We start from the raw sequence: 26,513 nt of genomic DNA on the forward strand, positions 1-26,513 counted from the left end.
GTGGTCCTCCCCGTCGAGCCCCCGCCGGCCCCGTCCGCGCTCCTCGTGGCCCAGCGCTCACCGGCCACGACGTACGGCGGGGTCGACCTCCGATGCCGCACGACGGTAGCCGGACTGCACGCGGCGCGGCTCGGAATCACGCTCTTCTGCCCCGATCCGGCAGACAGGACCACTCCTCCGCCGCCCGGCTGCGGGCTGCGCCTCGGGCCGCCGGCCGCGCAGCCGGTGCCGGCGCTGGGCTGGCTGGCGGCACCGGACGGACTGCCGGCGGACCGGTGGTGGCACGAGGGCGTGCTCGCCGAGCTCGCGTCCGTGGTCGCGGAGCTGCGCCCGAGCGTGGCGGTGCTCGAGCACCTCGTCATGCAGCGGGCGCTGCCGGTGCTGCGCGCCGCCGGCGTCCCGACCGTGCTCAGCGCGCACAACGTCGAGGGCCGGCTGCACGACGACATGGCCGCGGCGCGCGGCGACGCGCTGCCGCCCGGCCTCTCGGCGCGCGTCGCCGAGCGCACCCGCGCCGTCGAGGGGACGGTCGTGGCGCAGGTCGACGCCGTCTGGGCGTGCAGCGAGCGCGACGCGGCGCTGCTGCGCGAGACGTACGCGGGGTGCGCGCCCGTGACCGTCGTCCCCAACGCGGTCGACGTGCCGGAGGTGCCGGCCGGTGACGAGGGCCGCGACCTCGACGAGGTGCTGTACGCCGGCGCCCTCGGCTACCCGCCCAACGTCGCCGCGGCCGAGGTGCTGCTCGAGGCGCTGCCGGCCCTGCGCGCGGCTGCGCCGGCCCTGCACCTGACGGTGCTCGGCTCCGGGCCGCCGCCCGCGCTGCGGGCGCGCGCCGCGGCGACCCCGGGGGCGCTGCTGACCGGGACCGTGCCGGACGCGGCGCCGTACCTCGCGCGGGCGGGGGTGCTCGCCGTCCCGCTCCAGGTGGGCAGCGGCACCCGCTTCAAGGTGCTCGAGGCGTTCGCCGCCGGACTGCCGGTCGTCAGCACGCCGAAGGGCGTGGAGGGCCTGGACGTCGTCGACGGCGAGCACGTGCTCCTCGCGGACTCCGCGCGCGAGCTCGTCGAGGCGGTCCTGCGGCTCCGGGCGGACGCCGGGCTCCGCGAGGCGCTCCGGGCGCAGGCCCACGCCCTCGTCGGCGAGCGCTACTCGACGTCGGCCGTCGCGCCGCTGGTGGCCGCGTCCGTGGCGGAGGTGCTCGAGCGCAGGGCCCGCGCGTAGCGGCGCAGCCGGGCCGCCCCCCGCACGCGCCGCGGCGCGCCGTCGAGCGGGTGCCAGCCGAGCACGCTGCGCGTGCTGTGCAGCCCGCGCGGGTTGCGGGACACCGCGTACGCGACGGCGCAGCCGCCCGGCACGACCGGCACGTCGAGCGCGGCGCGGACGGCGGCGACGAGGTCGCGCTCGCTGAGCCAGAGGCTGCGCTCGAGCGGGTCCTCCAGCGGCGCCGGCGCCACCCCGCCGAGGCGCAGCGCCACGACCTCGAGCCCTCCGGCGGCCGCCTCGCGCCCGAGCTGCTCGGCGCGCGCCTTGCTGCGTCCGTACGGCGTGGCCGGGTCCCCCGCCCGGTCCGGCGCCAGCCGGCGCTCCCACGGGCGGCGCAGCCGGACCCCTCCGGCGTGCACCGAACTGGCGAGCACCACCCGCCGTGCGCGCCGCTCGGCCGCGGCCCGGAGGACGGTGCGGACCATCTCCAGGTTGTCGGGGTCGGTCGTGCCCGTGTCGTAGTTCTCACCGGGGATGTCCCAGGCCAGGTGCACGACGGCGCAGCCCAGGGGCAGTGCCGTCAGCAGTCCGGTGAGGTCGCGCACGTCGTGCTCGGGCAGGTCGAGGGCGACGACGCCCGAGCCCAGCGCCGGCACGAGCGCCCGGCCGACGCGGCCGCGGGCACCGGTGACGACGACGGCAGCGGGCACCCCTCCATGCTCGCGCACCGTGCCGCTCGGGCGTGCGGATGCACCAGCGGGAGGCGTCCGTTGTCCCCGCAACGGGTGACGATCGCCACAGCCGCAGGACCCGACTTCCCTCATGTCCCTCGCCTAACCTGCCGTAGTCATACGTGCCGGCACCATGCCGGTCCCCACCCCGGCAACGCCGAGTCCTGTCCGGCCGGGTGGGTGGTCGTCAGACGCAGAGGACAGGAGCGGGGGACCCACTCCGCACGGAGATCGCCGGCAGCCGTCAGGCCGCCGGCTCGGGGTGAAGCCGCACCACGCGGCCGGGGCACTTCCAGTCCCGAACCCGACAGCTCACTTCGCAGGCGTGCTGGAAGGGCTTCCTCTTTGCTGCGCGCCATCTCTGGCGGGCACGCGCTGCTGCGCCGTGCCGCCGTCCTCGTCCTCGCCGTCGTCTCGACGCTCGGCGTCCTCGTCCCCGCCGCGGGCTCCGCCTCGGCCGCGACCGCCGCCGTCACCCAGCCCGCCAAGGGCCCGAAGGCCAGCGTCTCCGTCCCCGCCGTCCGCCAGCACGCGATCCAGCGCGCGGCCGACGCCCAGCGCCTCGCCCTGCACACCAAGCGGGTGAAGGTCGCGCTGCGCACCGCCTCCGGCCTCAAGGGCAAGCCGTACGTCTACGGCTCGACCGGTCCGCGCTCGTTCGACTGCTCCGGCTTCACCGGCTACGTCATGCGCCACGCGGGGCTCTCGCTGCCGCGCACCTCCCGCGAGCAGTACTCCCGCTCGCACAAGATCTCCAAGGCCGACATCCAGCCCGGTGACCTGGTCTTCTTCGAGCACGGCGGTCGCGTCTACCACGTCGCGATCTACGCGGGGCACGGGCGGATCTGGCACGCGCGCCAGCCCGGCCAGGGCGTCGCGCTGACCCGCATCAGCACGAGCAGCTGGGTCGCCGGCCGGGTCCTCTAGGCCCCTGCCGCGGGCGGCAGGATGGGGGCATGTCCTCCGACCCCCTGCGCATCGCGGTCCTCGGGTACGGCCTCGCCGGCTCGACCTTCCACGCCCCCGTCATCTCCTCGGTCCCGGGCCTGCGCGTCACCGCCGTCGTCACCCGCGACGCGGAGCGCGCGGCCCGGGCCGAGGCGTCCCTGCCGGGGGTGCGGGTGCTGGGCTCGGCCGACGACGTCCTGGCCGACGCGGCGTCCTACGACGGCGTGGTCGTGGCGAGCCCCAACCGCAGCCACTCGGAGCTCGCGACCCGCTCCCTCGAGGCCGGGCTCCCCGTCGTCGTCGACAAGCCGCTGGCCGTGACCAGCGAGGAGGGCCAGCGCCTCGTCGACCTCGCCGAGGAGCGCGGCGTCGCCCTCACCGTCTACCAGAACCGCCGCTGGGACTCCGACTTCCGCACGCTGCAGGCGCTCGTCGCCGAGGGCCGGCTCGGCCGCGTCCACCGCTACGAGTCGCGCTTCGAGCGCTGGCGGCCCGTACCCAAGCCGGGGTGGCGGGAGAGCGGGGACCCCGCGGACGCGGGCGGCCTGCTCAACGACCTCTGCAGCCACCTCGTCGACCAGGCCGTGCAGCTGCTCGGCCCCGTCGCGTCGGTCTACGCCGAGGTCCACGTGCGGCGGGACTCGGTCGCGGTCGACGACGACGTCTTCGTCGCGCTGACGCACGTCGGCGGCGAGCGCTCGCACCTCTGGGCCGGCGCCCTCACCGCGCAGCTCGGCCCGCGGCTGCGCGTGCTCGGCTCCGCCGGCGCGTACGTCGTGCACGGGCTGGACCCCCAGGAGGCCGCCCTGCGCGAGGGCGGCACGCCGGCCGACCCGGGCTGGGGCGAGGAGCCGGAGGAGCGCTGGGGGCTGCTCGGCAGCGACGAGGACGCCGCACCGGTGCGCACGCTGCCCGGCGCGTGGCAGGAGTTCTACGCGGGGTGGCGCGACGCGCTGCTCGGCCGGGGCCCGGTCCCGGTGGACCCGCGGGACGCCGTCGCCACGCTGCGGGTGCTCGAGGCGGCGCGGACGTCGTCGCAGGAGGGGCGCACCGTCCGGCTCTGAGCGCGACGGCGCTCCTCCGGGCGCCGAGCGCGTCGGCGCTCCGTCCGGCGGTGACCCACCCCCGACTGCGGTGATCATGCAGGTCCTGGGTCCCAAGGACGTGCATGATCACGGCAGTGGGGGCTGTGGACGAACCCTGCCCGCCTGTGGATGACGGAGCGCGCGGGCCCTCCACCGCCCTAGCGTCCCGTCCTGCCGCGCACCGTGCGCGGGGGACGGAGGACGCGGGATGGGCACCCGGCTGGTCGTCGACGGCGACCTCCTCGCCACCGCGGTGGCGGACCTGCGCGGCGTGTCCCGCGTGCTGGAGGGCCTGCCCGGGCTGCTCGGCGACGTGGACGGGGCGCTGCCGGCAGGCGGGCTGCGACACGCCGTCGACGAAGCCGTGCGCGACTGGGGCGACCGGCGCCGCCACCTGCTGACCCGCGTCGAGGCGCTGCGCGAGCTGGCGGGGACGTCGCTCGGGACCTACGCGCAGGTCGAGGACGAGCTCGTCCGTGCCCTCAGCGGGCGGGCGCGGTGATGCGCCCGCGCTCCTGGGTGCCGCTGTGCGCGGACGACCCGGTGCCCGGCGACCCGGAGCAGCTGCGGCTCTCTGCGGCGCGCAGCCGCGCAGCGGCCGCAGCGCTCGAGCAGCAGGCGGCCGACCTGGAGCGGCTGGCGGCCGCGCCGGGCGAGGCGGCGGCGCTGGACCGGCTGCGCGAGGAGGCCGGCGCCGTCGCCCACGAGCTGCGCCGGGCGGCCACGCGCTGCCGCGTGGTCGGGTCCGCGCTGTCGGCGGCCGCCCCCGCGCTCGAGGACGCGCAGCGCGCCAGTCTGCGGGTCCTGCAGGAGGCGCAGGCGGCCGCCGGCGCTGCGCCGCCCGCCGACCTCGCGGACGTCCTCACCCGGGCCCGGACGGCGCTGGCCGGCGTCGTGCGCGACTGGGACGAGGCGCAGGAGCGGGCGGCGCGCGCGGTGCGCAGCGCCTGCTCCGGGGACGGTCTCGCCGACGGCCACTGGCGCTGGGTCCACCGCGCCTGGGACGCCGCCGCCGGCGTGGTGCGCGCGCACGCGGCCGGGCTCGCCCGGCTGGCGGGCGCGCTCTCCGTCGTCTCCACCGTGCTCGCGGCCGCGGCGTTCCTGCTCCCCGTGCTGGGCCCCGCGCTCGCCGCCCTCGCCGGCGCGCTGGCCGGCGTCGCGGCCCTCGTCCACCTGGCGCTCGCCGTCGCGGGGCCGGGCGACTGGTCCGACGTGGTGTGGGACGGCGTCGGCATGGCCACGGGCGTCGTCGGGGGCCGGGCCGGCGCGGTCGCCCTGCGCCGGATCACGGCGGCGGCGGACCGCCTCGCCGGGGAGCCGGCGGCAGCGGCGGTCCGTACGGTCCGCGCCCCGTCCGTCGGTGCGGCGCACCGGGTGCTCGCCGACCCCGCGGCTGCGCCGGCCGACCGCGCGGGGGCGGCGTGGCGGCTGCGCGAGGCCGCGGACGCCGAGCGCCGGGCGAGGGAGCGGGCGACCGCCGACCTGCTGGGCGAGCCCGGGCTGCGCCACCGCCTCGCGTACGGGCCCGGCGAGGCTGCCGCCGCCGCGCGTGCCCGGGCGCGGGTCGCGGCCGCCCACCCGTCCTCGCGCCGGGGCCGCCGCGCCGTGCGCGACGCAGGGGACGCGCTCGTCGTGGTCGGGGCAGCGCGGTGGGTCGGCTTCGCGCTCGACCCAGTGGACCGCGCCGACCGCCGGCTCACCGGGCACTCGCACGAGGACGGGTTCGGGCTGCGGCACAGCCGCCGCCGGTCCGTACGGAGTCCGCGGTGAGCGCGGCGGAGGAGCCGAGCGTCCCGCCCCTGCGCTGGAGCATGGTGCTGCCGCCGGGGTGGCAGCCGCTGCCCCTCGACGCGACCGCCCCGCGCGCGGTGGCGGCCCTCGTCCGCCGCCAGCTGCGCCGCCACCTGCCGCGCGACGCGGCCGCCGCCTCCCGGCTGCGGGCGCCGCTGACCGCCGCGCTGTCGCGCAGCGTCGCCGACGCGCGGGCCGCGGGGGCGCTCGGCCTCTACCTGCACCTGCCGGCCGACGAGGTCCCCGTCGCCGCCGCGCTGTGCGTCGTCCCGCTGCCGGGGACGCCGACGGACGCCGGTCTGCTCGCGGGCGCCGTCGCGCTGCCGGGGGGCGGGACCCTGCGCGAGCGGCGCGTGGCCGTGGCGCCCGGGGCACCGGAGGCCGCGGTGCTGGAGGTGCTGCTGCCGGTGGACGCGGGGCCGGTGCGGCTGCTCGGGCTCACGCTCAGCACGCCCCTGGTCGAGCTCGCGCCGGCGTACGCCCGGCTGCTGCGCGCCGTCGCCGCCACCGTGCGGGTCCTGCCGCCGGCGGCCGGTGCGGCTAGCCCCGGCGGGCGGGCCAGGCCAGCGGGGCCGCTCCCCGCAGCTGCGCGGCGACCTCGCCCGCCAGCCAGCGGGCGAACTCCCACGCCTGCGCCGAGAGCTGCGGGGTGAGCAGAAGCGCCTGCTCCCGGCACTGCTGCTCGACCTGCACCACCTGCGCCGCGACGGGCGCGAGCTCGGCGAGCACCGCCGCGCCGGTGCGGTCGCCGAGGCGCAGCACGAGGTCCGCCTGCGCGCGCCCCTGCTCGTGGGCGCGGCGCAGCGCGGCCGCCACCTCCTCGAGGGCGTCGGCGTAGGTCCCGCGCAGCTGCTCCCAGCTGGTGACGAGCCCCGCCCAGCCGGGCTCCCCCGTGCCGCCGCTCTCGGCCACGCCGACCAGCGCGAGCTCCCGCACCAGCTCCTCGACGTGCGAGCGCACCTCGGTCCACAGCTGCGCGGGGACCGCGAGCAGCGTGACGGCCAGCTCGTGGCGCGGGTCGGCGCGCGCCGGCTCCTCCAGCTCGTGCAGGTCGAGCTCGAGCTCGCTCCAGCCCTCGAGGTCGTCGGGACGGGCGTCGTCCGGCTCGGCCTGGTCGAGCGGCACGGTGAACCACACCCCCTTGCCCGCGGCGCCGTCGAGGGGGTCGGTGCCCCAGGCCGTCGCCACCCGCTCGAGGAGGAGCAGGCCGCGTCCGGTCGTCGACGTCCCGACCCCGGGCGAGGGGTGCGGGAGGTCGGGGCAGCCGTCGCGCACGACGACGCGGAGGGCGGGCCCGGCGCGCCCGACCTCCACCTCGAGCGGCGTGTGCGCGTGGAGGACGACGTTGGTGACGAGCTCGCTGGTGAGCAGGACGGCGCTCTCCACCGCCGCGCTCGTGGCGCCGAGGCCGGTGGCGGCGTCGCGCACCCACCGTCGGGCGGCGCCGGGGCTCGCGGGCTCCGGCTCGAGGCGCAGCGCGGAGCCCGTCGCCGACGGGTCCGGCCTCGTGCTCGACTGCACCCCGCCCCTCCCCGAGTCGACGCGCCCTGGATGTCCAGTTTGCCGTACGCCGCGCCGCACCGCGCTGCCACCCCTGCGAGCATGGGCGGATGGCCACCGCGACCACCACGACCGTCGACCGCGCTGCGCTGCTGGAGTTCCTCCGCCCGCGCAGGAAGGGCGTCCTCGCCACGACCCGCGCGGACGGGCGGCCCCAGCTCTCGCCCGTCGCCTGCGGCGTCGACGACGCAGGACTGCTCCTCGTCTCCACCTACCCCGAGCGCGCCAAGGCACGCAACGCCGCGCGGGACCCGCGGGTCAGCGTCTGCGTGCTGTCCGACGACTGGGACGGCCCGTGGGTGCAGCTCGACGGCAGTGCGGAGGTCATCACGCTGCCCGAGGCGGTCGAGCCGCTCGTGGACTACTACCGCGCCCTCGCCGGGGAGCACCCGGACTGGGAGGAGTACCGCGCGGCCATGGTGCGGCAGGGCAAGTGCCTGCTGCGCATCACGGTGGAGCGGTGGTCGCCGATCGCGACGGGCGGGTTCCCCGCCCGGTTGTCGCAGTGAGGACCGTCGCGCCGCGGGCAGGGGGTGCCCGGGTGAGCGACTGCTAGTCTGGGAACCGTACCTACGGTTCCGTAACCGTAAGTAAACCCGAGGAGGCAGTCCACCATGGCGGAGCGCCGGCCGACCCAGCTCGAGCTGCTGCACGAGCTCGAGCCCGTCGTCGAGGAGAACCTCGAGCGGCACCTCAAGGTCGCCAAGGAGTGGATGCCGCACCAGTACATCCCGTGGAGCGAGGGCCGCGACTTCGACGGCCCCCTCGGCGGCGAGGCCTGGAGCCCCGAGCAGTCGCGCATCACCGAGGTGGGGCGCACCGCGCTGGTCGTCAACCTGCTCACCGAGGACAACCTGCCGAGCTACCACCACGAGATCGCGAAGGTCTTCGGGCGCGACGGCGCGTGGGGCACGTGGGTGCACCGGTGGACCGCGGAGGAGGGCCGGCACGGCATCGCGATCCGCGACTACCTGCTCGCGACGCGCGCGGTCGACCCCGACGCCCTCGAGCGCACCCGGATGATCCACATGGGCCAGGGCTTCGAGACGAAGCAGGACGAGGACATGCTGCGCTCCGTCGCGTACGTCTCGTTCCAGGAGCTCGCCACCCGCATCTCGCACCGCAACACGGGCCGCTTCACCGAGGACCCGCTCTGCGACCAGCTCCTCGCCCGGATCTCCACGGACGAGAACCTCCACATGGTCTTCTACCGCAACCTGCTCGCGGCCGCGTTCGAGATCTCGCCGAGCCAGACCATGCGCGCGGTGACCGAGGTGGTCAAGGGCTTCGAGATGCCCGGCAGTACCATCGAGGACTTCGGCCGCAAGTCGCTGCAGATCGCCCTCGCCGGCATCTACGACCTGCGCATCCACCACGACGACGTGATCTCCCCGGTGTTGCGCGCCTGGGGCGTCTGGGACATCGAGGGGCTGGACGCCGACGGCGAGGCGGCCCGCGAGGAGCTCGCGGCCTTCATGGCGAAGACCGACGCGACCGCCACGCGGTTCGAGGAGAAGCGCGACCGGCTCAAGGCGCGCATCCTCGCCACCGAGCAGCCCGACCCCACCGCCCCGGCGGCAGGGAAGGCAGCGCCCGAGCGCGACGCCGTCTCCACGGACGCCGGCTGAGCGGCTCTCCGCCCCGGGGACGCCGTAGGGGAGCATGACCGGGTGCGCGTCCTCGGCTTCCCGCTCCGGCTGACGCCCTGGCTGCCGGTCGTGCTCGTCGCGCTGGCGCAGGGACGGCCGGTCGAGGCCCAGGTCGCCTTCGTGGTGGGCGGGGTCCTCGCGATCCTCGTCCACGAGCTCGGCCACGCGCTGGCCGCGCGGGCCGCCGGCGCCCGGGACATCCGCATCGAGCTGGTCGCGCTCGGCGGGGTCACCTCGTACGAGGGGGCGCCCCGCTCCCGCCTCGCGCGCATCGGCATCGCGGTCGCCGGGCCCGCCACCGGCGTCGCGCTGGGGCTGCCGCTGCTCGCCGTGCAGCGCTCGTCGGCCGTCACCGGCAGCACGGTCGACGTGCTCGACGCCCTCGTGTTCGTCACGCTCGGCTGGGCCGTGCTCAACCTGCTCCCCGTGCGCCCCTTCGACGGCGGCCACGTGCTGGAGTCCGTGCTCCCCGGCGACGAGGGGCGCCGGGCGCGGCTCGCGGGCGCCGTCTCCGTCGTGCTCGCCCTCGCGGTGGTCGCGTGGGCGTGGGAGCGCGGGCTCTCGTGGACCGCGGGGGTGTTCCTCGTCGTGGCCGCGCTCAACCTCGGGCCGTTCCTCGCCCGCGGCGGGCAGGTGCGGCAGAGCCCCGAGCAGCGCACGACCGCGGTGCTCCGCGACGTCGTCTCCGGGCAGCTCGCCGCAGCCCGTGAGCGTGCCGCGACCGGGCGGTGCGACGCCGTGGTCGCCCCGCTGCTGGCGCTCGCCGAGGGTGCGGCGCCGGACGAGCCGCTCGCCCGGCTCGAGGCGCTCGTCGAGGCGCGGCCGGACCCGCTGCGCCGCGCGTACCTCCTCGTGGGCTGCGTCGTGGCCCGCCGCTTCGCGCGTGCGGCGGAGGTCGTCGCCGCCGGACCGCTGCCCGCCGGCCTGCCGACGTGGGCGGTCGGCGCCGTACGCGCGGGCGGGCGACCCGCGGACGCCGCGCTCGTCGGGCAGGCGGCGCTGGCCGCGAGCCCCGACCCCGCCCTCGCCCACGCGACGGCCCGGGCGTGGGGCGCGGCGGGCGAGCCGCAGCGCGCGTACGACGCCCTGGCCTACGCCCGGGCGCTGGGCTGGGCCGACCTCGCCGGTGCGGCGGTCGACCCGGACCTCGCCGAGGTGCGCGCGCTCCCCGCCTGGGGGGCCCTGTTCGCCCAGCAACCTCCCAGGAACCGCGGTTAGGGTGGGGCACGGCTAGGGCCGCCGCGACCGGAGCGGAGCACCCGTGCCCGCCGTCCCCGTCGTCTGCTGCGAAGGTCCCCTCGTGCGCCGTCTCGCCCTCGCCCCCCTCTCCGTCCTCGTCGGCGGCTCCCTGCTCCTCGCCGGGTGCGGCGGCAGCAGCAGCTCGTCCTCGCAGGGCTCGACCGCCTCGGGGAGCGCTGCGGCCAGCGCGGCTCCTTCGTCCGCGGCGTCGGCCGGTGCGAGCAGCGCCGCCACGCCGCAGCCGTCCCCCTCGTGCCAGACCCCGAGCGTGGCGCCGACCATCGGCACGAGCAGCACGGTCGCGGCCAAGGCGTCCGGGAGCTACGGCGACAAGCCGACGCTGACCTTCTCCGGCAAGCCCGCGTCGACGCTGGGCGTCCAGGTGCTCAAGCAGGGCACGGGCAAGGTCGTCGCGAAGGGCGACCTGCTCGAGGCGGACTACCTCGGCCAGGTCTGGGGCGGCAAGGTCTTCGACAACAGCTACGACCGCGGCGCGGCCGCGGCGTTCCCGATCGGCGTGGGCCAGGTCGTGGCGGGGTGGGACCGCACGCTGGTCGGGCAGAAGGTCGGCAGCCGCGTGCTGCTGAGCCTGCCGCCGAGCCAGGGCTACGCGTGCGGCAACGACCAGGCCGGCATCAAGGCGACCGACACGATCGCGTTCGTCGTCGACATCGTCGACGCGTTCGACAAGAGCGCCGCTGGCCAGGCGACGGCCGCGCCGCAGACGCTGCCGAGCGGGGCGCCCACGGTGAAGGGCGACCTCGGCAAGCCCGCGACGATCACCCTGCCGACCGGCTGGAAGCCCCCGACCACCCCGCGGGTCAGCCTCCTGGCGAAGGGCACCGGCCCGGCCGTGACCGGGACGGTCATCGTCAACTACGCCGCAGTCGAGACCGGCGGCAAGTCCGAGTCGTCGTGGGCCGACGGGACGCCGCAGTCGATCGACACGACCAACACCTCGGCCGCGCCGTTCGACCAGCTCAAGGGGCTGCCCGTCGGCAGCCGCGTGCTCGTCGAGGTGCCGGCCGACGCGAGCAGCGGCCGCTCGGCCGCGGCGTTCGTGCTCGACCTCATCGCCGTCCCGACGTCCGCCAAGAAGGCCGCGGCCTCCGCGAAGTAGCCCCCAGCGGGCGTTGCCAGCGCCCGCCCCCGCCCGCATGCTGGTCCTTCCGCTGCGGCGAGGGGGTGGGAGTGGGGACGCGTGCCACGGCCGTCGACCCGTACGCCGACCCGCCCGTGCGCCCGCAGGGCTGGTCGACCGCCCTCGAGGGCGTCGTCGACGTGCTCGCCGCCGCCGTCGCGCGGGAGGGCGGGACCGCGGTCCTGCCCGCCGCGCTCGAGCAGGTGGCGCTGGCGTTCGACGCCGACGTCGTCGCCCTCGTGCGCGGCGATGACGTGCTGGACAGCGTGGGGCGGGCACCTGCCGACAGACTGCTGGCGGTGGCGGCCGGGACGCTCACCGCGCTCGACGTCGCCGGCGCGGGACGCTGCCACGCCCTACGCGCCGCCGCCGGGAGCGACGTCCTCGTCGTCGCCCGCTCGACCGGCCCGCTCGAGCCCGAGCAGCGCCGCCTGCTGGGGAGCACGGCGCGCGCGCTCGGCCTCGTCCTGGAGCTGGTCCGCCGGGCGGACGCCGAGCACGAGCTGCGGTCCGAGGCCGAGCGGCGGGCGGCGGAGGACTCCGCGCTGCTGGCGGGGGCCCGCGGCCGGCAGGACCTGCTCGAGCGGCTGGCCGACGTGCAGCAGGCGATCGCGCAGCGGCTGCCGCTGCCGTACGTCCTCGCCGCGGTGGCGGCCGGCGCCCGGCAGGCCACCGGCGCCGCGTGCGTCGCGCTCGTGCTCGACGAGCCGCCCGAGGCCCTCCGGCCGGACCCGCTGGTCGCGTGGGACGGCGACGAGGCCCTTGCGCGGGCGGTGGCCGAGGACCCCGCGGCCGCGGCAGGGCTCGTCCTCCCCGTGCACGAGGGCGGCCGCGTCGCGGGGCGCCTGGTCGCCGTGGCCGGACCTGACGCCCCTCCTGGCGACCCCTTCAGCGACACCGCCGCGGGCGCGCTGCTGGCCTGGGCCGAGCACGCGTCGCTCGCGCTCACCGACGCGCGGACGCTGGAGACGCTGACCCGCGCCTTCCACGACCCGCTGACCGGGCTGGCGACCCGCGCCCTGCTCCACGAGCGGCTGAGCTACGCGCTGGCGGGCGCCGCGCGCCGCGACACCCCGGTGGGCCTGCTCTTCCTCGACCTCGACCGCTTCAAGCTGGTCAACGACACCCTCGGCCACGCGGCCGGCGACGACCTGCTGGTCGGGCTCGCGGAGCGGCTGCGCCGCTGCCTGCGCGCGAGCGACACCGCCGCCCGCTTCGGCGGGGACGAGTTCGTCGTGCTGCTGGAGGACACGGCGGAGGACGGGGCCGTGCAGGTCGCGGACCAGGTGCTCGACGCCGTGCGCCAGCCCTTCCTGCTCTCCGGGCAGCGGGTGCTGGTCGACGCCAGCGTCGGCGTGGCCGTGGCGCGGCCGTCGGGGACGCTGACGCGCGGGACGACCGCCGGTGTGCGCGGGTTCGAGGTGAGCTCCGAGGCCGATGCGCTGCTGCGCGCGGCCGACGTCGCGATGTACGCCGCGAAGCGCGCCGGGAAGGGGCGCATCGAGCTCTACCGCCCCGAGATGAGCAGCGGGCAGGCCCGCCGGCTCGACCTCGAGTCGGGCCTGCGCCAGGCGCTCGACCGCGGGGAGCTCGTCCTGGAGTTCCAGCCGGTCGTGCGGCTGCGCGACGGCGCCCTGGTGTCGGCGGAGGCGCTGCTGCGCTGGTCGCACCCGGTGCGCGGCGTCGTGCACCCGGAGGAGTTCATCCCCGTGGCGGAGGAGACCGGGCTGATCGTGCCGATGGGCCGCTGGGCGCTGCGCGAGGCCTGCCACCAGGCCGCGCGCTGGCAGCGGGTCCTCGAGCCGGGCGCGGACCCCGTGGCGGTCGCGGTCAACCTGTCCGCGCGCCAGCTCGAGCTGCCCGGCTTCGCCGAGGACGTCGAGGCCGCCCTCGCCGCCTCCGCCCTGCCACCGCACCTGCTCTGCCTGGAGCTGACCGAGACGCTGCTCGTCCGCGACCTCGAGCCGACGGCGGCGGCGCTGCGCCGGCTCAAGGAGATCGGCGTCGAGATCGCGGTCGACGACTTCGGGACGGGCTACTCCTCGCTCGCCCACCTGTGGAGCTTCCCGGTCGACAAGCTGAAGATCGACCGGTCCTTCGTGGCCGGCATGCGCACCGAGCAGGGCGAGGCGTTCGTCCGCGCGATCCTCGGGCTGGCCCGCTCGCTCGGCCTGGCGGTGGTCGGCGAGGGCATCGAGACCCCGACCCAGCTCGCGGCCCTGCGGGCGGCGGGGTGCGGGCAGGGGCAGGGGGCGCTGTTCTCCTGGTCGCTGCCGGCACCGGGCATGCTGCGCCTCATCACCGGCGAGGCGCAGCTGCCCATCTGGTGAGGCCCCTGCTGCCGGGGTCCCTCCCCCACGCCGCCCCGGGCTAGGACATCAGCCCGAGCATCCGCGCTCCGAACTCCCGGTGGAGGACGAGCGCCGCGGCGCCCACCGCGGCCGCGTCGGAGGCGATGGGCGAGAGCAGCACGCGGGTCGTCGCCTGCTCGGCCCGGGCACCGACCGCCGCCTGCACGGCGTCGAGGTGCAGCCGCTCCATGCGGCCGAACCCCCCGCCGGCGAGCACGACGAGCTCGAGGTCGAGCATCTCGACGAGGTTGGACATCGCGACGCTGAGCGCCTCGGCGGAGGCGTCCAGCAGGCGCAGCGCGCACGACACGCCGGCGGCGTACGCCCGGGCGAGCCGGTCGTAGTCCTGACGGACCGAGCTCGAGCCGGGCGGCAGGTCGAGCGCGCACCCCGCGTGGCCCTCCTGGTGCGCGCGGGCGGCGAGGACGACGGCGTGGGGCGCGGTGTAGCCGTTGAGGCAGCCGCGCTTGCCGCAGAAGCAGCCGAGCCCGCCGGGGTGCACGACCACGTGGGCGAGCTCGCCGGCCTGGTTGGCTGCCCCGCGGTAGGGGCGCCCGTCGAGGAAGAGGCCCGAGCCGATGCCGTCGGACACGAAGACGACGCCGAACGACGAGGCGGTCGCAGCGCTCCCCACCCAGCGCTCGCCGATCGCGGCGGCCGTCGCGTCGTTGTCCACGAGCACGGGCAGGCCGAGCCCGCGGACCAGCGGGTCGGCGAGCGGGACGCCGGCCCAGCCGGGCACGCCGCCCTGCGCGAGCACCGTCCCGGTGTCGGCGTCGACGAGCCCGGGGAAGGCGACCCCGACGCCCGCGACCCGCTCGCGCGGCACGTCGGCGGAGGCGAGCACCTTCTCCACCGAGGCGCCGGTCGCGGCGATCACCGTCGCGGGCTCGCGCTGCGAGCCCTGGCGCAGCACCTGCCGGCGGACGACGGCGCCCACGAGGTCGGTGACGACGACGGTCGTGCTCGCCGCGGACACCTGGACCCCGACGGCGTAGCGGCCGGTCGGGTCGATCCGCAGCAGGGTGCGCGGCTTGCCGCCGGTGGACTCGCCCTTCCCCGTCTCCATGAGCAGTCCGTCGTCGAGCAGCACCCGCACGATCCGGCTCATCGTGGCGCCGGTCAGCCCCGTCATGGCTGCCAGCTCGACCCTGCTGAGGACGCCGTACGAGCGGACCGTGTCGAGCACGAGGTTGCGGTTGTAGGAGCTCACGAGGGGCAGGTTGGCGCCGCCCTTCACCCTGTCCCTCCCGTGCCCCCGGGCGCTCCGCCCGGCGCCGCTCCCGCGGAAGCCTAGGTCACGCTCGTGCCGCTCCCCGCGAGGTCCACCAGCCCCGCGTACGCCCCGGCCGCCGCGAGGAGCGCGGCGTGGCTGCCGACCTCGACGATGCGGCCCTCCCGCATGACGGCGATGCGGTCCGCCCCGCGCACGGTCGAGAGGCGGTGGGCGACGACGAAGGTCGTGCGCCCGGCGACCAGACGGGCCAGCGCCTCCTGCACGAGCGCCTCGGACTCGGGGTCCAGGGCCGAGGTGGCCTCGTCGAGGACGAGGACGCGGGGGTCGCGCACGAGGGCGCGCGCGATCGCCAGCCGCTGCTTCTGCCCCCCGGACAGCTGGCCCCCGCGCTCGCCGATCCGCGCGTCCAGCCCGCCGGCGGCGCGGACGAACTCCCACGCGTTGGCCGCCTCCAGCGCCTCCTGGAGGTCGCGGTCGCGCAGCTCGGGCTGGCCGTACCCCACGTTGTCGCGGACCGTGCCGGCGAGCAGCAGCGACTCCTGCGGCACCACCGCGAGGTGGCGGCGGTACGTCCGCAGGTCGAGCTCCTGCATGTCGCGGCCGTCGAGGAGCACGCGCCCGGTGGTGGGCTGCAGGAAGCCGATGACGACGCCGAGCATGGTCGACTTCCCCGACCCGGAGGGACCGACCAGGGCGACCGTCTCGCCGGGGGCGACGTCGAGGTCGACGGCGTCGAGCGCCGGGCCGGCACTCCCGGGGTACGCGAAGCCCACCCGCTCGAAGACGAGCCGCCCGCGCACCTCGCGGACCTCGGCCTTGCCCTCGTTGCGCTCGACGTCGGGCTCGGTCAGGACCTCGCTCATCGAGCGCACCGACTCGAGCCCACGGGCCAGCTGCGGCGCCAGGCCCATGAGCATGGTCACGGACCCGGTGAGCGCGACGAAGTAGCTCGACAGGAGCACGACGTCCCCCGGGGTGACCGAGAGGGCGTGCAGCCGCGCGGCGAAGGCGGCCGACGCCAGGCAGAGCACGCTGAGCAGCTGGAAGAGCGCCCAGGCCAGGGCGGAGAACCGCCCGTTGACCACGTCGAGCTCGACGCCCTGCTCGCGGACGTCGCGCAGCGTCGAGCCCATGCGCTCGAGCTCGCTGCCCTCGAGGGCGTGCGCGCGGGTGACGGGGATGAGGTGGGTCATCTCGCTGACCCGCGCGGACAGCTGCTCGATCTGGTGGCGGAACGCCTCGTTGCGCAGGTGCAGCCGGCGGCGCATCGCGGTGACGAGGGCGGCGGCGGCGGGGACGGCGACGGCGAACACCGGCAGGAACGCCGGCACCTCGAGCCCCGTGAGGACGAGCGCCCCGGCCAGCGTCATCAGCGCGGCCAGGGCCGAGTCGAACACCTGCCGCGAGCTCTCGACGACGTTCTCGACGTCGCGGACCACCTTGGCCTGCAGGACGCCCGCGCTCATCCGGCGGTGGTAGCCGATGGAGAGCTCCTGGAGGCGCTGGCAGAGCGTGATCCGCAGCTCGGTCTCGACCGTGCGCAGCGCGAGGCTCAGCTCGCGCGCGTAGACCTGCGTCAGGGGCATGTTCTGCAGCACCAGCAGGACCATCACGCCCACGTCGACCCAGAGCACGCGCAGCGGGCGCTCCTCGACGACGGCGTCGATGGTGTTCGCCGTGAGCAGCGGCATCACCCACACCGGCGAGTGCTTGCAGGCGAAGGCGACCGTCGCGAGCAGGAGGTGGCGGCGCTGCCCCCGGTAGAGCCGCCGTGCGGTCTGGACGGGGTGCTCGGGGGAGAACACCTCCGCCGGGATGGTCCCGCTGGTCACCCGTGGCCTCCTCGGCGTCCGTGGCGCCCCGAGTCTAAGCCCGCCTTCCGTACGTCACGCAAGGAAGTGTGCGAGGCTGCGCCCATGCCGAGGTACGGGTTCAACGTCCAGTGGCTCTTCACCCAGAGCCGCCCCCCGCAGGGGCCCGACGAGCGCGTCCTCGACGCGGTCGCCGCATGGGGCTTCGACTTCCTGCGGCTGCCGACCGACTACCGCCACTGGGCGGTCGGCGGCGACCCCTTCCGGGCTGACGAGGCGGTGCTGCAGCTCGTCGACCAGGCCCTCGAGGCCTGCCGGCAGCGCGGCATCCACCTGAGCCTCAACCTGCACCGCGCCCCCGGCTACGTCATCACCGGCTGGGAGACCGAGCCGTACGACCTGTGGTCGGACCAGGAGCCGCAGGACGCCTTCGTCGCGACCTGGGAGCGGTTCGCCGAGCGCTACCGCGGCGTCCCCGGTGAGGCGCTGAGCTTCGACCTCGTCAACGAGCCCCCCGCCCTGGGGCTGCGCGGGTTCTCGCGCGACGCGCACGAGCGCGTCATCCGGCGTACGCACGCCGCCGTCCGCGCGGTCGACCCGCAGCGCCCGGTGGTCATCGACGGGCTGGACGGCGGGAACCTCGCCATGCCCGAGCTCGCGGACCTGGCCGGCACGACGCAGAGCGTGCGCGGCTACCAGCCGATGGCGGTGTCGCACTACCGCGCCGAGTGGTGGCCGCCGAGCGCGGAGCTGCCCGCCCCCGCGTACCCCGTGGAGTACGACGGCCGGCACTGGGACCGCGCCGGACTGCGGGCGTCGTACGCGCCGTGGCGCCAGCTCGAGCAGCGTGGAGTGCCGGTGCACGTGGGGGAGTTCGGCTGCTACGAGCACACGCCGGACGACGTCGCGCGCGCCTGGTTCGCCGACCTCTTCGCGGTCTTCGCGGAGTTCGGCTGGGGCTACGCGCTCTGGGAGTTCGAGGGGCCGTTCGGGGTCGTCGGGCACCACCGCCCGGGCGCGGCCTTCGAGCAGCGCGACGGGTTCCTCGTCGACGTGGGCCTGCTGGAGCTCCTCCAGTCCTCGCGCGTGCGGGACGCGGTGACCGGCTAGGGCGCCAGCTCGCCGGAGCCCCGCTGGACGAGCCATGTGGGGACGACGACCTGCCGCGGGGGGCTGACGAGGTCGTCCTGCCTCCACAGGGCGAGCCGCACGGCCGCGCGGCCCATCTCCCCCGGGTCGTGGGCCACCACGCTCACGCCGAGCGTCGCGGCGAGGTCGAAGTCGTCGAACCCCACGAACGCGAACGGCTGCAGCATCCCCTGCCGCACCGCCAGGATGCCGACGCTGGCCTTGTTGTTGCCCGCGAGCAGGGCGGTGGGCGGCTCGGGCAGGGCGAGCAGCGCCCGGGTAGCGCGCTCGGCCTCCGTCGCGTCGGTGGCGTCGTGCCGCTCGTACTCCGGGCGCGGGGCGATGCCGGCCGCGGCGAGCGCACGGCGGTAGCCCGCCAGCCGCTCCTCGTGGGTGTACAGGGTCGGCGCGCTGCCGACGAAGGCGACCCTGCGGTGGCCGTGCTGGACCAGGCTGCGCACCGCGGCCTCGGCTCCGGCGGCGTTGTCGAAGACCACGCTGTCCGTGACGAGGTTGCGGGCCGGGCGGTCCACGCAGATGACGGGCGTGCCGAGCTGGCGCTCGCCCTCGAGGTAGCCCTGGTCGGGGGCGATGGGCACCAGCAGCAGGCTGCGGACGCGCCGCTCGAGCATCGCGCCCACGACCCGCTGCTCGTGCGCGGCCTCGTCGTCGGTGGCGGCGATGACGAGGGTCAGCCCGTGCTCGGCGAGCTCGCGCTCGATGCCCGCGGCGACCTTGGAGTAGAACGCGTTGGACAGGTCGCCCATGACGAACGCCACCGTCGTGGAGACCCCGCCCCTGCGCAGGTCGCGGGCGAGGGAGTTGGGCCGGAACCGCAGCCGCTGCGCTGCTTCGAGCACGCGCGTACGCGTCTCGGGCGAGACGCTGGAAGACCCCGCGAACACCCGCGAGACCGTCTTGCCGGAGACGCCCGCCAGCCGCGCGACGTCGGTCACGGTCGCCCGGGACAGGGCGGGGCTGGGGGCGGAGGGGCCGCTCTCGTCCGCGGTGCGCTCCTGCACCGGTATGCCCGTGCGGGCCTGCGTGGCGCTCGCGATGGCGTCGCTCGACGCTGTGCGGGGGCTGTCCACGGCGGGCACGCTACCAGCCGTCGTCCGCGCCCACCCCCAAGTCAACGATAGACATCAACTCGTCCGGCTTCAGGGGCCGCGACTACGGTCGTCTCGTCGCCCTGGAGGAGATCCCGTTGCCCTTCAACCCTTCCTCCCTGTCATGACTGGTGCTCTGCCGCCCGCGGCCGGGGCCTCGAGCGAGAGCGCTGGTCGATGACAGCGATGACATGGGGTCTTGACGGCAGCTCGAGTGATGCCTAGGTTCGGCGGCACACCTACTTACGACCTGTTGCTAAGTCCAGCGCGGGTCGGCCGCAGTGTCAACGCTGACATCGAAGGGCTCCTCATGAAGAAGCAAGCAGCCGTCGTGCTGGCCTCCGCCTTCGCCCTCGCGGCGTGCGGCAGCAGCGGCGGGAAGGACACCACGGCGAGCAGCAGCGCGGCGGGCGGCTCCGCCGGCGTCTCGGCCGCCTCCGGCGCGTCAGCAGCCCCGGCGGGCGGGGAGGTCGCCGGCGACCTGACCGTGCTCACGCACCGCACGGACCTGGTCAACACCGTGTTCAAGGACTACGCGAAGACCTTCGAAGCGAAGTACCCGGAGGTCCACGTGAAGTTCGAAGCCGTCACGGACTACGAGCAGACCGTCCGCACGCGGCTCAACACCAACGACTACGGCGACGTCGTCGAGATCCCGGGGTCCGTGACGCCCGACCAGCTCTCGAAGTACTTCGTGCCGCTGGGCACGGTCGACGAGGAGAGCGCGAAGTACAACTGGGTCCGCCCGCAGTCCTACCAGGGCGAGTCCTACGGGCGACCGATCGTGGGCAACGCGCAGGGCATCCTCTACAACCGCAAGGTGTGGACGGCGGCGGGGGTCACCGACCTGCCGAAGACGCCCGACGAGTTCCTCGCCGATCTGCAGAAGATCAAGGACACGCAGAAGGGCGTCACGCCGTTCTACACGAACTACAAGGACGGCTGGCCCGTCACGCAGTGGATCGGGATGCGCGACTCCATCACGGGCGATCCCGACGTCGACAACGCGTACGCGCACAGCGACGCGCCCTGGGCGTCAGGGACCTCCCTCAACATCACCGACACCCTGCTCTACGACATCGTGCACCAGGGCCTGGCCGAGAAGGACCCGACGACCACCAACTGGGAGGCGTCGAAGAAGCTCATCGGCACGGGCAAGGTCGCGACGATGGCGCTCGGCTCGTGGGCGATCGTCCAGATGCAGGCCGCCGCCCCGTCCAAGGACGACATCGGCTACATGCCCTACCCGTACCAGAAGGACGGGAAGTTCTACTCGCAGACCGGTGGCGACTACAACAACGCCATCAGCATCCACTCGAAGAACAAGGCCGCAGCCAAGGCGTGGATCGACTGGTTCTCCGACGAGTCGGGCTACGCCGACCACGAGGGCGGCATCCCGGTCAAGAAGGGTGCTCCGCTCCCGGCGACGCTGTCGGACTTCACGAAGGCCGACGTCCAGCTGATCGAGCTCAACCCCGCTCCCGCCGGTGAGGAGGGGCTGTTCAACCGGATCGACCAGAAGTCCGAGATCGGCGTGAACGACCCCAAGTACCACCAGCGCATCATCGACGCCGCACGCGGCGCGAAGAAGGAGACGCTGCAGCAGATCTTCGACGACCTCGACGCGAAGTGGGCAGCTGCCCGCAAGTCCACGACGTAGCCCGAGCCCACTGCTCCGGCAGCGCGGCGGGCGCTGTCCCGTACGCCGCGCTGCCGGCACCACCCTGAGGAGACGAGGAGACATGACCGTCGTCATGGGCCGCGCCGCCCGCGAGGCGCGGGGCAGTGGCAGTCCGCGGGGTGGCTCCGGCCGTGCGCGGAAGCAGCCGCTGCTCACGACGCTGACGCCGTACCTCTTCCTGCTCGTGCCCGTCACCCTGCTGCTGGTCTTCGTCTACCTCCCGAGCATCGACCTCGTGTGGTACGGGTTCAGCGACTACGCGGGGCTGGGGACGCCCAAGTGGGTCGGACTCGCGAACTACCAGGAGGTCTACCAGCGCCCGGAGCTCTTCCGGGCTTTCTGGGTCAGCCTCTACTACATGGTCGGCAGCGTCGTGCAGATGGTGCTCGCGCTCTACCTCGCGACCGTGCTCAGCTTCAGCGTGCGCTTCCGCAACCTCTGGAAGGGCATCATCTTCTTCCCCTTCCTGCTCAACACCGTGGCCATCGCCATGATCTTCCAGTTCGCCTTCCAGGAGAACGGCACGGTCGACGCGGTGCTGTCCCTCGTGGGGCTGGGCTCCGTCAAGCAGCAGTGGCTGGGCAACACGAGCATCGTCAACTGGTCGATGGTGACGGTGTCGATCTGGCGCTACCTCGGCCTGAACTTCGTCATCTTCCTCGGGGCGATCCAGTCGATCCCCGGAGCGCTCTACGAGGCCGCGGACCTCGACGGTGCCAGCCGCTGGCAGCAGTTCCGCTACATCATCTTCCCCGGTATCAAGCCGCTGGTGGCGCTGTCGTTCATCCTCAGCATCGCCGGCTCGCTCGCGGCCTTCGACACGCCGTACATCATCCTCAAGGGTGCCAACGGCACGCAGACGTTCGTCATCGAGATCGTGCAGCTCGCCTTCGTCGAGTCGCACAAGGTGGGTCTCGCCTCGGCGCTGGCGATCATCCTGCTCGTCATCACGCTCATCGTGGTCGTCGGGCTCCGGCGCCTGCTCCCGGACGAGAAGGTGAACCTCACGTGAGCGCCGTCCCCGGGACGCCCGCGCCGCTCCGCGACTCGCGGGCACGCGGCCGCATGCTCAGCGCGCTGAAGTACGCGTCCCTGCTCGCCGCGTCGGCGTTCATGCTCGTGCCGATGCTCGTCATCCTCTTCAACAGCCTGAAGAGCAACGACGAGCTCTTCTCCGGCTACCCGTTGGCGCTCCCGCACGGCCTGCACCTCAGCAACTACGCGACGGCGTGGACCGACGGCAACATGGCGCGCGGCTTCCTCAACACCGGGATCATCCTCGTGGTGTCGCTCGTGGGGAACATCCTCGTCGCGTCGATGACGGCGTACGCGCTGGACCGCTTCGAGTTCCGAGGGAAGAAGCTGGTGCTGGCAGGGTTCGTCGTCGCCACCCTGATCCCGGGGATCACCACGCAGGTCGCCGTCTTCCAGATCGTCAACCACCTCGGGCTGTTCAACACTCGCTGGTCCGCGATCCTGCTCTTCCTCGGCACGGACATCATCTCGATCTACATCTTCCTGCAGTTCCTCCGCGGCATCCCCCGCGAGCTCGACGAGGCGGCGGCGCTGGACGGCGCCAACGTCCTGTCGATCTTCTTCCGGATCATCTTCCCGCTGCTGCGCCCGGCGATCGCCACGGTCTGCATCGTCAAGGGCGTCGCGATCTACAACGACTTCTTCGTGCCGTTCCTCTACATGCCCAAACCGGAGCTGCAGACGGTGTCGACCTCGCTGTACGCCTTCCAGGGCCCGTACGGCGGGCAGTGGGAGATCATCTCGGCCGCGATCGTCATCATCGCGCTGCCCTCGCTCGTGCTCTTCCTGGCGCTCCAGCGCTACGTCTACAACGGGTTCACCTCGGGCGCGACCAAGTAGCCCTGCCCCGCCTGCTGGCCACAGCGCCACCGCCCGGCGGCGCCGTAGGCTGCCGTGGTCCCGTCTGCACCCGTCCACCCCCTGCTTCCGGGAGCTTCCGTGCTGCGTACCGACCTCCATGACGGCTGGACCGTCCGCGCCGTGGCCGGGGACCCGCCGCCCGACGTCGCGGCCGCCACCGTCCCTGCCACCGTGCCCGGCAGCGTGCACACCGACCTGCTGGCCGCCGGGCTGATCGCGGACCCGTACCTCGACCTCAACGAGCAGCTGCTGCAGTGGGTGGGCCGCACGGACTGGCGCTACGAGACGAGCTTCGCGTGGGCCGGCGGGGCGGACGAGCGCGTCGACCTCGTCCTCGAGGGGCTCGACACCGTGGCCAGGGTGGAGCTCAACGGGCGCACGGTCGCCGAGACGCGCAACATGCACCGCACCTACCGCGTCGACGTGGGCGCGCTGCTCTCCGTCGGGGACAACACGCTGGCCGTCGCCTTCCGCTCCCCGGTCAAGGCCGCGGACGAGGCGTCCGAGCAGATCGGCCGGCGCCCCCACGTCAACACCCACCCGTACAACGCCATCCGGAAGATGGCCTGCAACTTCGGCTGGGACTGGGGGCCCGACCTCGCCACCGTCGGGATCTGGAAGCCGATCAGCCTGCAGGCGTGGTCGGGTGCGCGGCTCGCAGCGGTGCGCCCGCTCGTCTCCGTGGACGGTACGCGGGGGATCGTCCGCGTCGCGGTCGACGTCGAGCGCGCCGGCCTGGCGGGCGACCTGCCGCTCGTCGCCCGGGTGGGCGACGTCACGGTCGAGTCCGTCGTGCCTGCCGGCGCCTCCTCCGCGGTCGTCGAGGTCGTGGTCGAGGACGCGGAGCTGTGGTGGCCGGTCGGCCACGGCGACCAGCCGCTCTACGACGTCACGGTCGAGCTCGGCGGCGACCTCGACACCTGGTCCGGTCGCGTCGGCTTCCGGACTGTCGAGCTGCGCACGGAGCCCGACGACCGCGGCACCTCGTTCACCTTCGTCATCAACGGCAGGCCGGTGTTCGTCAAGGGCGCCAACTGGATCCCGGACGACTGCTTCCTCGAGCGCGTGACGCGCGAGCGGTACGCCGCCCGGATCACGCAGTCGCTCGACGCCGGCATCAACCTGCTCCGCGTCTGGGGCGGGGGCATCTACGAGCAGGACGACTTCTACGAGCTCTGCGACGAGCAGGGACTGCTGGTGTGGCAGGACTTCCTCTTCGCCTGCGCGGCGTACTCCGAGGAGGAGCCGCTGCGCTCCGAGGTGGCGGCGGAGGCCCGCGACAACGTCACTCGGCTCGTCGCCCACCCGAGCCTCGTCCTGTGGAACGGCAACAACGAGAACATCTGGGGCTACCACGACTGGGGGTGGCAGGAGCGGCTCGACGGCCTGAGCTGGGGCGCGGGCTACTACGACGACCTGCTCCCGTCGATCGTCGCCGAGCTCGACGGCACCCGGCCGTACTCCAACGGCAGTCCGTACTCCGTAGACCCGGAGCGCCACCCGAACGACCCGGCGCACGGCTCGATGCACATCTGGGACGTGTGGAACCAGCGCGACTACACGGTCTACCGCGACTACGAGCCGCGCTTCGTCTCGGAGTTCGGCTGGCAGGGTCCGCCGACGTGGGCCACGCTCACCCGGGCGATCTCCGACGAGCCGCTGACGCCCGAGTCGCCGGGCGTGCTGCTGCACCAGAAGGCCATGGAGGGCAACAGGAAGCTCGAGACCGGGCTCGCGCCGCACCTCCCGCAGCCGCGGGGGATGGACGACTTCCACTGGGCGACGCAGCTCAACCAGGCGCGCGCGATCGCCTTCGGCATCGAGCACTTCCGCTCCATCGCACCCCACTGCTCCGGGGCGGTCGTCTGGCAGATCAACGACTGCTGGCCGGTGACGTCCTGGGCGGCGGTCGACGGCGACGGCCGCAAGAAACCGCTGTGGTACGCCCTCCGCCGGGTCTTCCGGCCACGGCTGCTCACCCTCCAGCCGCGCAGCGGCGGGCTCGCCGTCGTCGTGTCGAACGACAGCGGCGAGGCGTGGGCGGGGGAGGTCGCCGTGTCCCGGCGCGCGTTCGACGGCAGGACGCTCGAGTCAGCTGCCCTGCCGTTCAGCGCCGACGCGTGGGGAACCGTCTCCGTCGACCTGCCGAAGGAGCTGACGCTGGCCGAGGACGGGACGGCGGAGCTCCTCGTCGCGGAGGTGCCGGGCGCCCAGCGGGCGGTGTGGTTCTTCGCCGAGGACCGGGACTCGGCACTGCCCGCGCCGGAGCTCACGACGGCGGTGGCGCGTACGGGCCGGGGCTATGCGGTGACGGTGACCGCCGGCGCGCTGGCGCGTGACCTCACCCTGCTCGCGGACAAGGCCGCGGCCGACGCGGAGGTCGACGAGCAGCTCGTCACCCTGCTGCCGGGCGAGTCCGTGGTGTTCGAGGTCAGCACCGCCGCCGAGCTCGACGCCGCCGCGCTCACCGGCTGGTCGGTGCTGCGCAGCGCCAACCAGCTCCTCCACCCCAGAACCCCGTGATCATGCACGTCCTGGGACACAGGACGTGCATGATCACGGGGAGTCGGGTCAGCCCTTCGGCCAGCTCGCGTCGATGGCCTTCGTGGTGTCGGCGGTGCTCTGCCCCTCGACCCACTTGACGATCTGCTGCCAGAAGGTACCGGCGCCGACCGAGCTCGGCATCATGTCCGAACCGTCGAACCGGACGACCGCCTTCGGGTCGTGCAGGATCTGGGCCTGGAGCTTGTCGAACGGCTTGGCGTAGAGCGACATCGGCGCCAGGTTGTTCGGCGAGATGCTGCCGCCGAACTTGTAGCGATTGACGGCGTACTCCTGGCTCGCGGTGAACTCCTGCACGGCCTGCACCTCGGGCCGCTGCGAGAAGGCCACCTCGAACTCACCCGCCACGAGGACGGGCTTCACCGTGGCGGGGTCGACCGCGGGGAGGTAGAAGGCCCAGACGTCACCGTCCGGCGCGACGTTCGCGCCCTTCGGCCACATCCCGCCGTAGAAGTCGGCCATGCGGTAGAGCGAGCACTTGCCCTCGACGACGCCCAGGCCCGAGGTCTGGAACGGCGTCGTGCCGATCTTGCCGGCGGCCTCGTGCACGAGCTTGTCGTCCTTGAGGTAGCTGCCGACGAGGTCGAACGTGCTCTGGATGCGCGGGTCGGCGAAGGGGACCGTGTGCGCGACCCAGCCGTCGTAGACGTCGAGCGGCTGGGTGCGCAGGAGGAAGTCCTCGATCCAGTCGGTGCCCGGCCAGCCGGTGTTGCCGCCGGATTCGAAGCCGGCGCACCACGGGGCCTTGCCCGACGCCGCGATCTTCTCGGTGAGGTTCCGCATGTCGCCGAAGGTGGCCGGAACCTGCCAGCCGTTCTTCGCGAACTCCTTCGGGGAGTACCACACCAGCGACTTGACGTCGGCGGTCAGCGGGATGCCGTACTGCTTGTCCTTGTCCGACCCGTAGCCGATGAACTCCTTCGACCAGAGGGACGACGCCTTGGCAGCCAGCGCCGGCGGGAGGGGCTTCGCCGCTCCCGACTCGGCGAACTTCTTGATGAGGCCGGGCTGGTAGATCGTCGCCATGTCAGGAGCGTGCCCGGACTCGACGGCCTTCGTCAGATCGCCCTCGAAGTCGGCGTGCCCGTCCATCTTGACCGTGATCCCCGTGCAGTCCATGAAGTTCTGCATGATCTGCGGGATCGCGACGACGTTGTTGCCGGCGCTGTGCATGTAGTTGACCGTCGTGCCGGCGTGGCCCATCCACGCGGCGTACGGCTTGCAGTCGATGCCGTCCGGCGTACGGCTGGCCGCGTCGACGCCCGTGCCTGCACTGCCGCACGCCGCGGTGACGGCGAGCGCTGCCGTAGCCGCCGTAGCGGCGAGCGTCCGGCGGAGGAAGCGCCGGGAGCTGACGGGAAGGTTCATGGTGGAGGTCTCCATCGTCGTGC

Annotated in this window: 21 protein-coding genes, 1 pseudogene and 1 riboswitch; of the genes and pseudogenes, 16 read left to right on the top strand and 6 right to left on the bottom strand. The window is 74.5% G+C overall.

Going from position 1 to position 26,513, the window contains the following annotated elements; genetic code table 11:
• Positions 1-1,221 (top strand): glycosyltransferase, encoded by a 1,221-nt coding sequence (locus EV189_RS03440; RefSeq protein WP_165400108.1) that lies wholly within the window; start codon positions 1-3, stop codon positions 1,219-1,221.
• Here the strand turns inward: EV189_RS03440 and EV189_RS03445 are convergent.
• Positions 1,146-1,913 carry an NAD-dependent epimerase/dehydratase family protein gene (locus EV189_RS03445; RefSeq protein WP_165400109.1) on the bottom strand — a complete coding sequence of 256 codons (768 nt, stop codon included), beginning with the start codon at positions 1,911-1,913 and terminating at the stop codon, positions 1,146-1,148. The two genes, EV189_RS03440 and EV189_RS03445, sit on opposite strands and share 76 nt — an antisense overlap.
• Positions 1,914-2,116: 203 nt before the next feature.
• Positions 2,117-2,274, top strand: a riboswitch (cyclic di-AMP (ydaO/yuaA leader).
• A 5-nt stretch (positions 2,275-2,279) separates the two neighbouring features.
• On the opposite strand from EV189_RS03445, the gene EV189_RS03450 reads away from it, so the two are divergent.
• From EV189_RS03450 to EV189_RS20015, 5 genes are all read left to right on the top strand, one after another.
• Positions 2,280-2,861, top strand: coding sequence for a C40 family peptidase (locus EV189_RS03450; protein ID WP_130491520.1), 582 nt, complete (start codon positions 2,280-2,282; stop codon positions 2,859-2,861).
• A gap of 29 nt (positions 2,862-2,890) precedes the next feature.
• A complete protein-coding gene (locus tag EV189_RS03455) occupies positions 2,891-3,946 on the top strand; it encodes a Gfo/Idh/MocA family protein (RefSeq protein ID WP_130491521.1) in 1,056 nt (351 codons plus the stop codon).
• A gap of 229 nt (positions 3,947-4,175) precedes the next feature.
• On the top strand, positions 4,176-4,469 hold the full coding sequence (locus tag EV189_RS03460) for a hypothetical protein (protein ID WP_130491522.1): 294 nt from the start codon (positions 4,176-4,178) through the stop codon (positions 4,467-4,469).
• Positions 4,466-5,737, top strand: coding sequence for a hypothetical protein (locus EV189_RS03465; RefSeq protein WP_130491523.1), 1,272 nt, complete (start codon positions 4,466-4,468; stop codon positions 5,735-5,737). The genes EV189_RS03460 and EV189_RS03465 overlap by 4 nt, the downstream gene beginning before the upstream one ends.
• Positions 5,734-6,411 (top strand): hypothetical protein, encoded by a 678-nt coding sequence (locus EV189_RS20015; RefSeq protein ID WP_165400110.1) that lies wholly within the window; start codon positions 5,734-5,736, stop codon positions 6,409-6,411. The genes EV189_RS03465 and EV189_RS20015 overlap by 4 nt, the downstream gene beginning before the upstream one ends.
• Here the strand turns inward: EV189_RS20015 and EV189_RS03475 are convergent.
• Positions 6,299-7,279, bottom strand: a complete 981-nt coding sequence (locus EV189_RS03475; protein WP_130491525.1) for an ATP-binding protein — start codon at positions 7,277-7,279, stop codon at positions 6,299-6,301. The genes EV189_RS20015 and EV189_RS03475 overlap by 113 nt on opposite strands.
• Positions 7,280-7,368: 89 nt before the next feature.
• Here EV189_RS03475 and EV189_RS03480 point away from each other — a divergent pair, with 89 nt between their 5' ends.
• The 5 genes and pseudogenes from EV189_RS03480 to EV189_RS03500 all read left to right on the top strand — a co-directional run bounded on the left by EV189_RS03480 (position 7,369) and on the right by EV189_RS03500 (position 13,677).
• Positions 7,369-7,827 (top strand): PPOX class F420-dependent oxidoreductase, encoded by a 459-nt coding sequence (locus tag EV189_RS03480; protein WP_130491526.1) that lies wholly within the window; start codon positions 7,369-7,371, stop codon positions 7,825-7,827.
• A 105-nt stretch (positions 7,828-7,932) separates the two neighbouring features.
• A pseudogene (locus tag EV189_RS03485) lies at positions 7,933-8,856 on the top strand (acyl-ACP desaturase); the annotation flags it as partial.
• Between the two features lie 132 nt (positions 8,857-8,988).
• Complete coding sequence (locus tag EV189_RS03490; RefSeq protein ID WP_130491528.1) at positions 8,989-10,185, top strand: M50 family metallopeptidase; 1,197 nt, start codon at positions 8,989-8,991, stop codon at positions 10,183-10,185.
• Between the two features lie 82 nt (positions 10,186-10,267).
• A complete protein-coding gene (locus tag EV189_RS03495) occupies positions 10,268-11,326 on the top strand; it encodes an FKBP-type peptidyl-prolyl cis-trans isomerase (protein ID WP_130491529.1) in 1,059 nt (352 codons plus the stop codon).
• Between the two features lie 71 nt (positions 11,327-11,397).
• Positions 11,398-13,677, top strand: coding sequence for a putative bifunctional diguanylate cyclase/phosphodiesterase (locus EV189_RS03500; RefSeq protein ID WP_130491530.1), 2,280 nt, complete (start codon positions 11,398-11,400; stop codon positions 13,675-13,677).
• Positions 13,678-13,717: 40 nt separating this feature from the next.
• Here the strand turns inward: EV189_RS03500 and EV189_RS03505 are convergent, their stop codons facing one another.
• Positions 13,718-14,911, bottom strand: a complete 1,194-nt coding sequence (locus tag EV189_RS03505; RefSeq protein ID WP_130491531.1) for an ROK family protein — start codon at positions 14,909-14,911, stop codon at positions 13,718-13,720.
• A gap of 80 nt (positions 14,912-14,991) precedes the next feature.
• Positions 14,992-16,767, bottom strand: a complete 1,776-nt coding sequence (locus EV189_RS03510; protein ID WP_130491532.1) for an ABC transporter ATP-binding protein — start codon at positions 16,765-16,767, stop codon at positions 14,992-14,994.
• Positions 16,768-16,851: 84 nt separating this feature from the next.
• Between EV189_RS03510 and EV189_RS03515 the strand changes: the two genes are divergently transcribed.
• Positions 16,852-17,856 (top strand): glycoside hydrolase family 5 protein, encoded by a 1,005-nt coding sequence (locus EV189_RS03515; protein ID WP_130491533.1) that lies wholly within the window; start codon positions 16,852-16,854, stop codon positions 17,854-17,856.
• Here the strand turns inward: EV189_RS03515 and EV189_RS03520 are convergent.
• A complete protein-coding gene (locus EV189_RS03520) occupies positions 17,853-18,965 on the bottom strand; it encodes a LacI family DNA-binding transcriptional regulator (protein WP_231116020.1) in 1,113 nt (370 codons plus the stop codon). The two genes, EV189_RS03515 and EV189_RS03520, sit on opposite strands and share 4 nt — an antisense overlap.
• Positions 18,966-19,293: 328 nt before the next feature.
• On the opposite strand from EV189_RS03520, the gene EV189_RS03525 reads away from it, so the two are divergent.
• From EV189_RS03525 to EV189_RS03540, 4 genes are all read left to right on the top strand, one after another.
• Positions 19,294-20,643 carry an ABC transporter substrate-binding protein gene (locus EV189_RS03525; protein ID WP_130491534.1) on the top strand — a complete coding sequence of 450 codons (1,350 nt, stop codon included), beginning with the start codon at positions 19,294-19,296 and terminating at the stop codon, positions 20,641-20,643.
• A gap of 82 nt (positions 20,644-20,725) precedes the next feature.
• On the top strand, positions 20,726-21,676 hold the full coding sequence (locus EV189_RS03530) for a carbohydrate ABC transporter permease (RefSeq protein WP_130491535.1): 951 nt from the start codon (positions 20,726-20,728) through the stop codon (positions 21,674-21,676).
• Positions 21,677-21,729: 53 nt separating this feature from the next.
• The gene (locus EV189_RS03535) at positions 21,730-22,539 is read left to right on the top strand and encodes a carbohydrate ABC transporter permease (protein ID WP_130491931.1); all 810 of its coding nucleotides are present in this window, start codon (positions 21,730-21,732) and stop codon (positions 22,537-22,539) included.
• Between the two features lie 99 nt (positions 22,540-22,638).
• Positions 22,639-25,083: a glycoside hydrolase family 2 protein gene (locus EV189_RS03540; protein ID WP_130491536.1), complete on the top strand. Its 2,445-nt coding sequence runs from the start codon at positions 22,639-22,641 to the stop codon at positions 25,081-25,083.
• Positions 25,084-25,131: 48 nt separating this feature from the next.
• Here EV189_RS03540 and EV189_RS03545 read toward each other — a convergent pair whose 3' ends face one another.
• Complete coding sequence (locus EV189_RS03545) at positions 25,132-26,490, bottom strand: ABC transporter substrate-binding protein (RefSeq protein ID WP_165400111.1); 1,359 nt, start codon at positions 26,488-26,490, stop codon at positions 25,132-25,134.
• Between the last annotated feature and the right edge of the window lie 23 nt (positions 26,491-26,513).

The organism is Motilibacter rhizosphaerae, assembly GCF_004216915.1.
Taxonomy (GTDB): Bacteria; Actinomycetota; Actinomycetes; order Motilibacterales; family Motilibacteraceae; genus Motilibacter; species Motilibacter rhizosphaerae.

What these genes read in the sequence shown, in the direction of transcription:
- EV189_RS03535 (WP_130491931.1), top strand. Translation starts at nt 21,730, where the DNA reads ATGCTCAGCGCGCTGAAGTACGCGTCCCTGCTCGCCGCGTCGGCGTTC.
- EV189_RS03480 (WP_130491526.1), top strand. Translation starts at nt 7,369, where the DNA reads ATGGCCACCGCGACCACCACGACCGTCGACCGCGCTGCGCTGCTGGAG.
- EV189_RS03545 (WP_165400111.1), bottom strand. Translation starts at nt 26,490, where the DNA reads ATGAACCTTCCCGTCAGCTCCCGGCGCTTCCTCCGCCGGACGCTCGCC.
- EV189_RS03525 (WP_130491534.1), top strand. Translation starts at nt 19,294, where the DNA reads ATGAAGAAGCAAGCAGCCGTCGTGCTGGCCTCCGCCTTCGCCCTCGCG.
- EV189_RS03530 (WP_130491535.1), top strand. Translation starts at nt 20,726, where the DNA reads ATGACCGTCGTCATGGGCCGCGCCGCCCGCGAGGCGCGGGGCAGTGGC.
- EV189_RS03515 (WP_130491533.1), top strand. Translation starts at nt 16,852, where the DNA reads ATGCCGAGGTACGGGTTCAACGTCCAGTGGCTCTTCACCCAGAGCCGC.
- EV189_RS03460 (WP_130491522.1), top strand. Translation starts at nt 4,176, where the DNA reads ATGGGCACCCGGCTGGTCGTCGACGGCGACCTCCTCGCCACCGCGGTG.
- EV189_RS03455 (WP_130491521.1), top strand. Translation starts at nt 2,891, where the DNA reads ATGTCCTCCGACCCCCTGCGCATCGCGGTCCTCGGGTACGGCCTCGCC.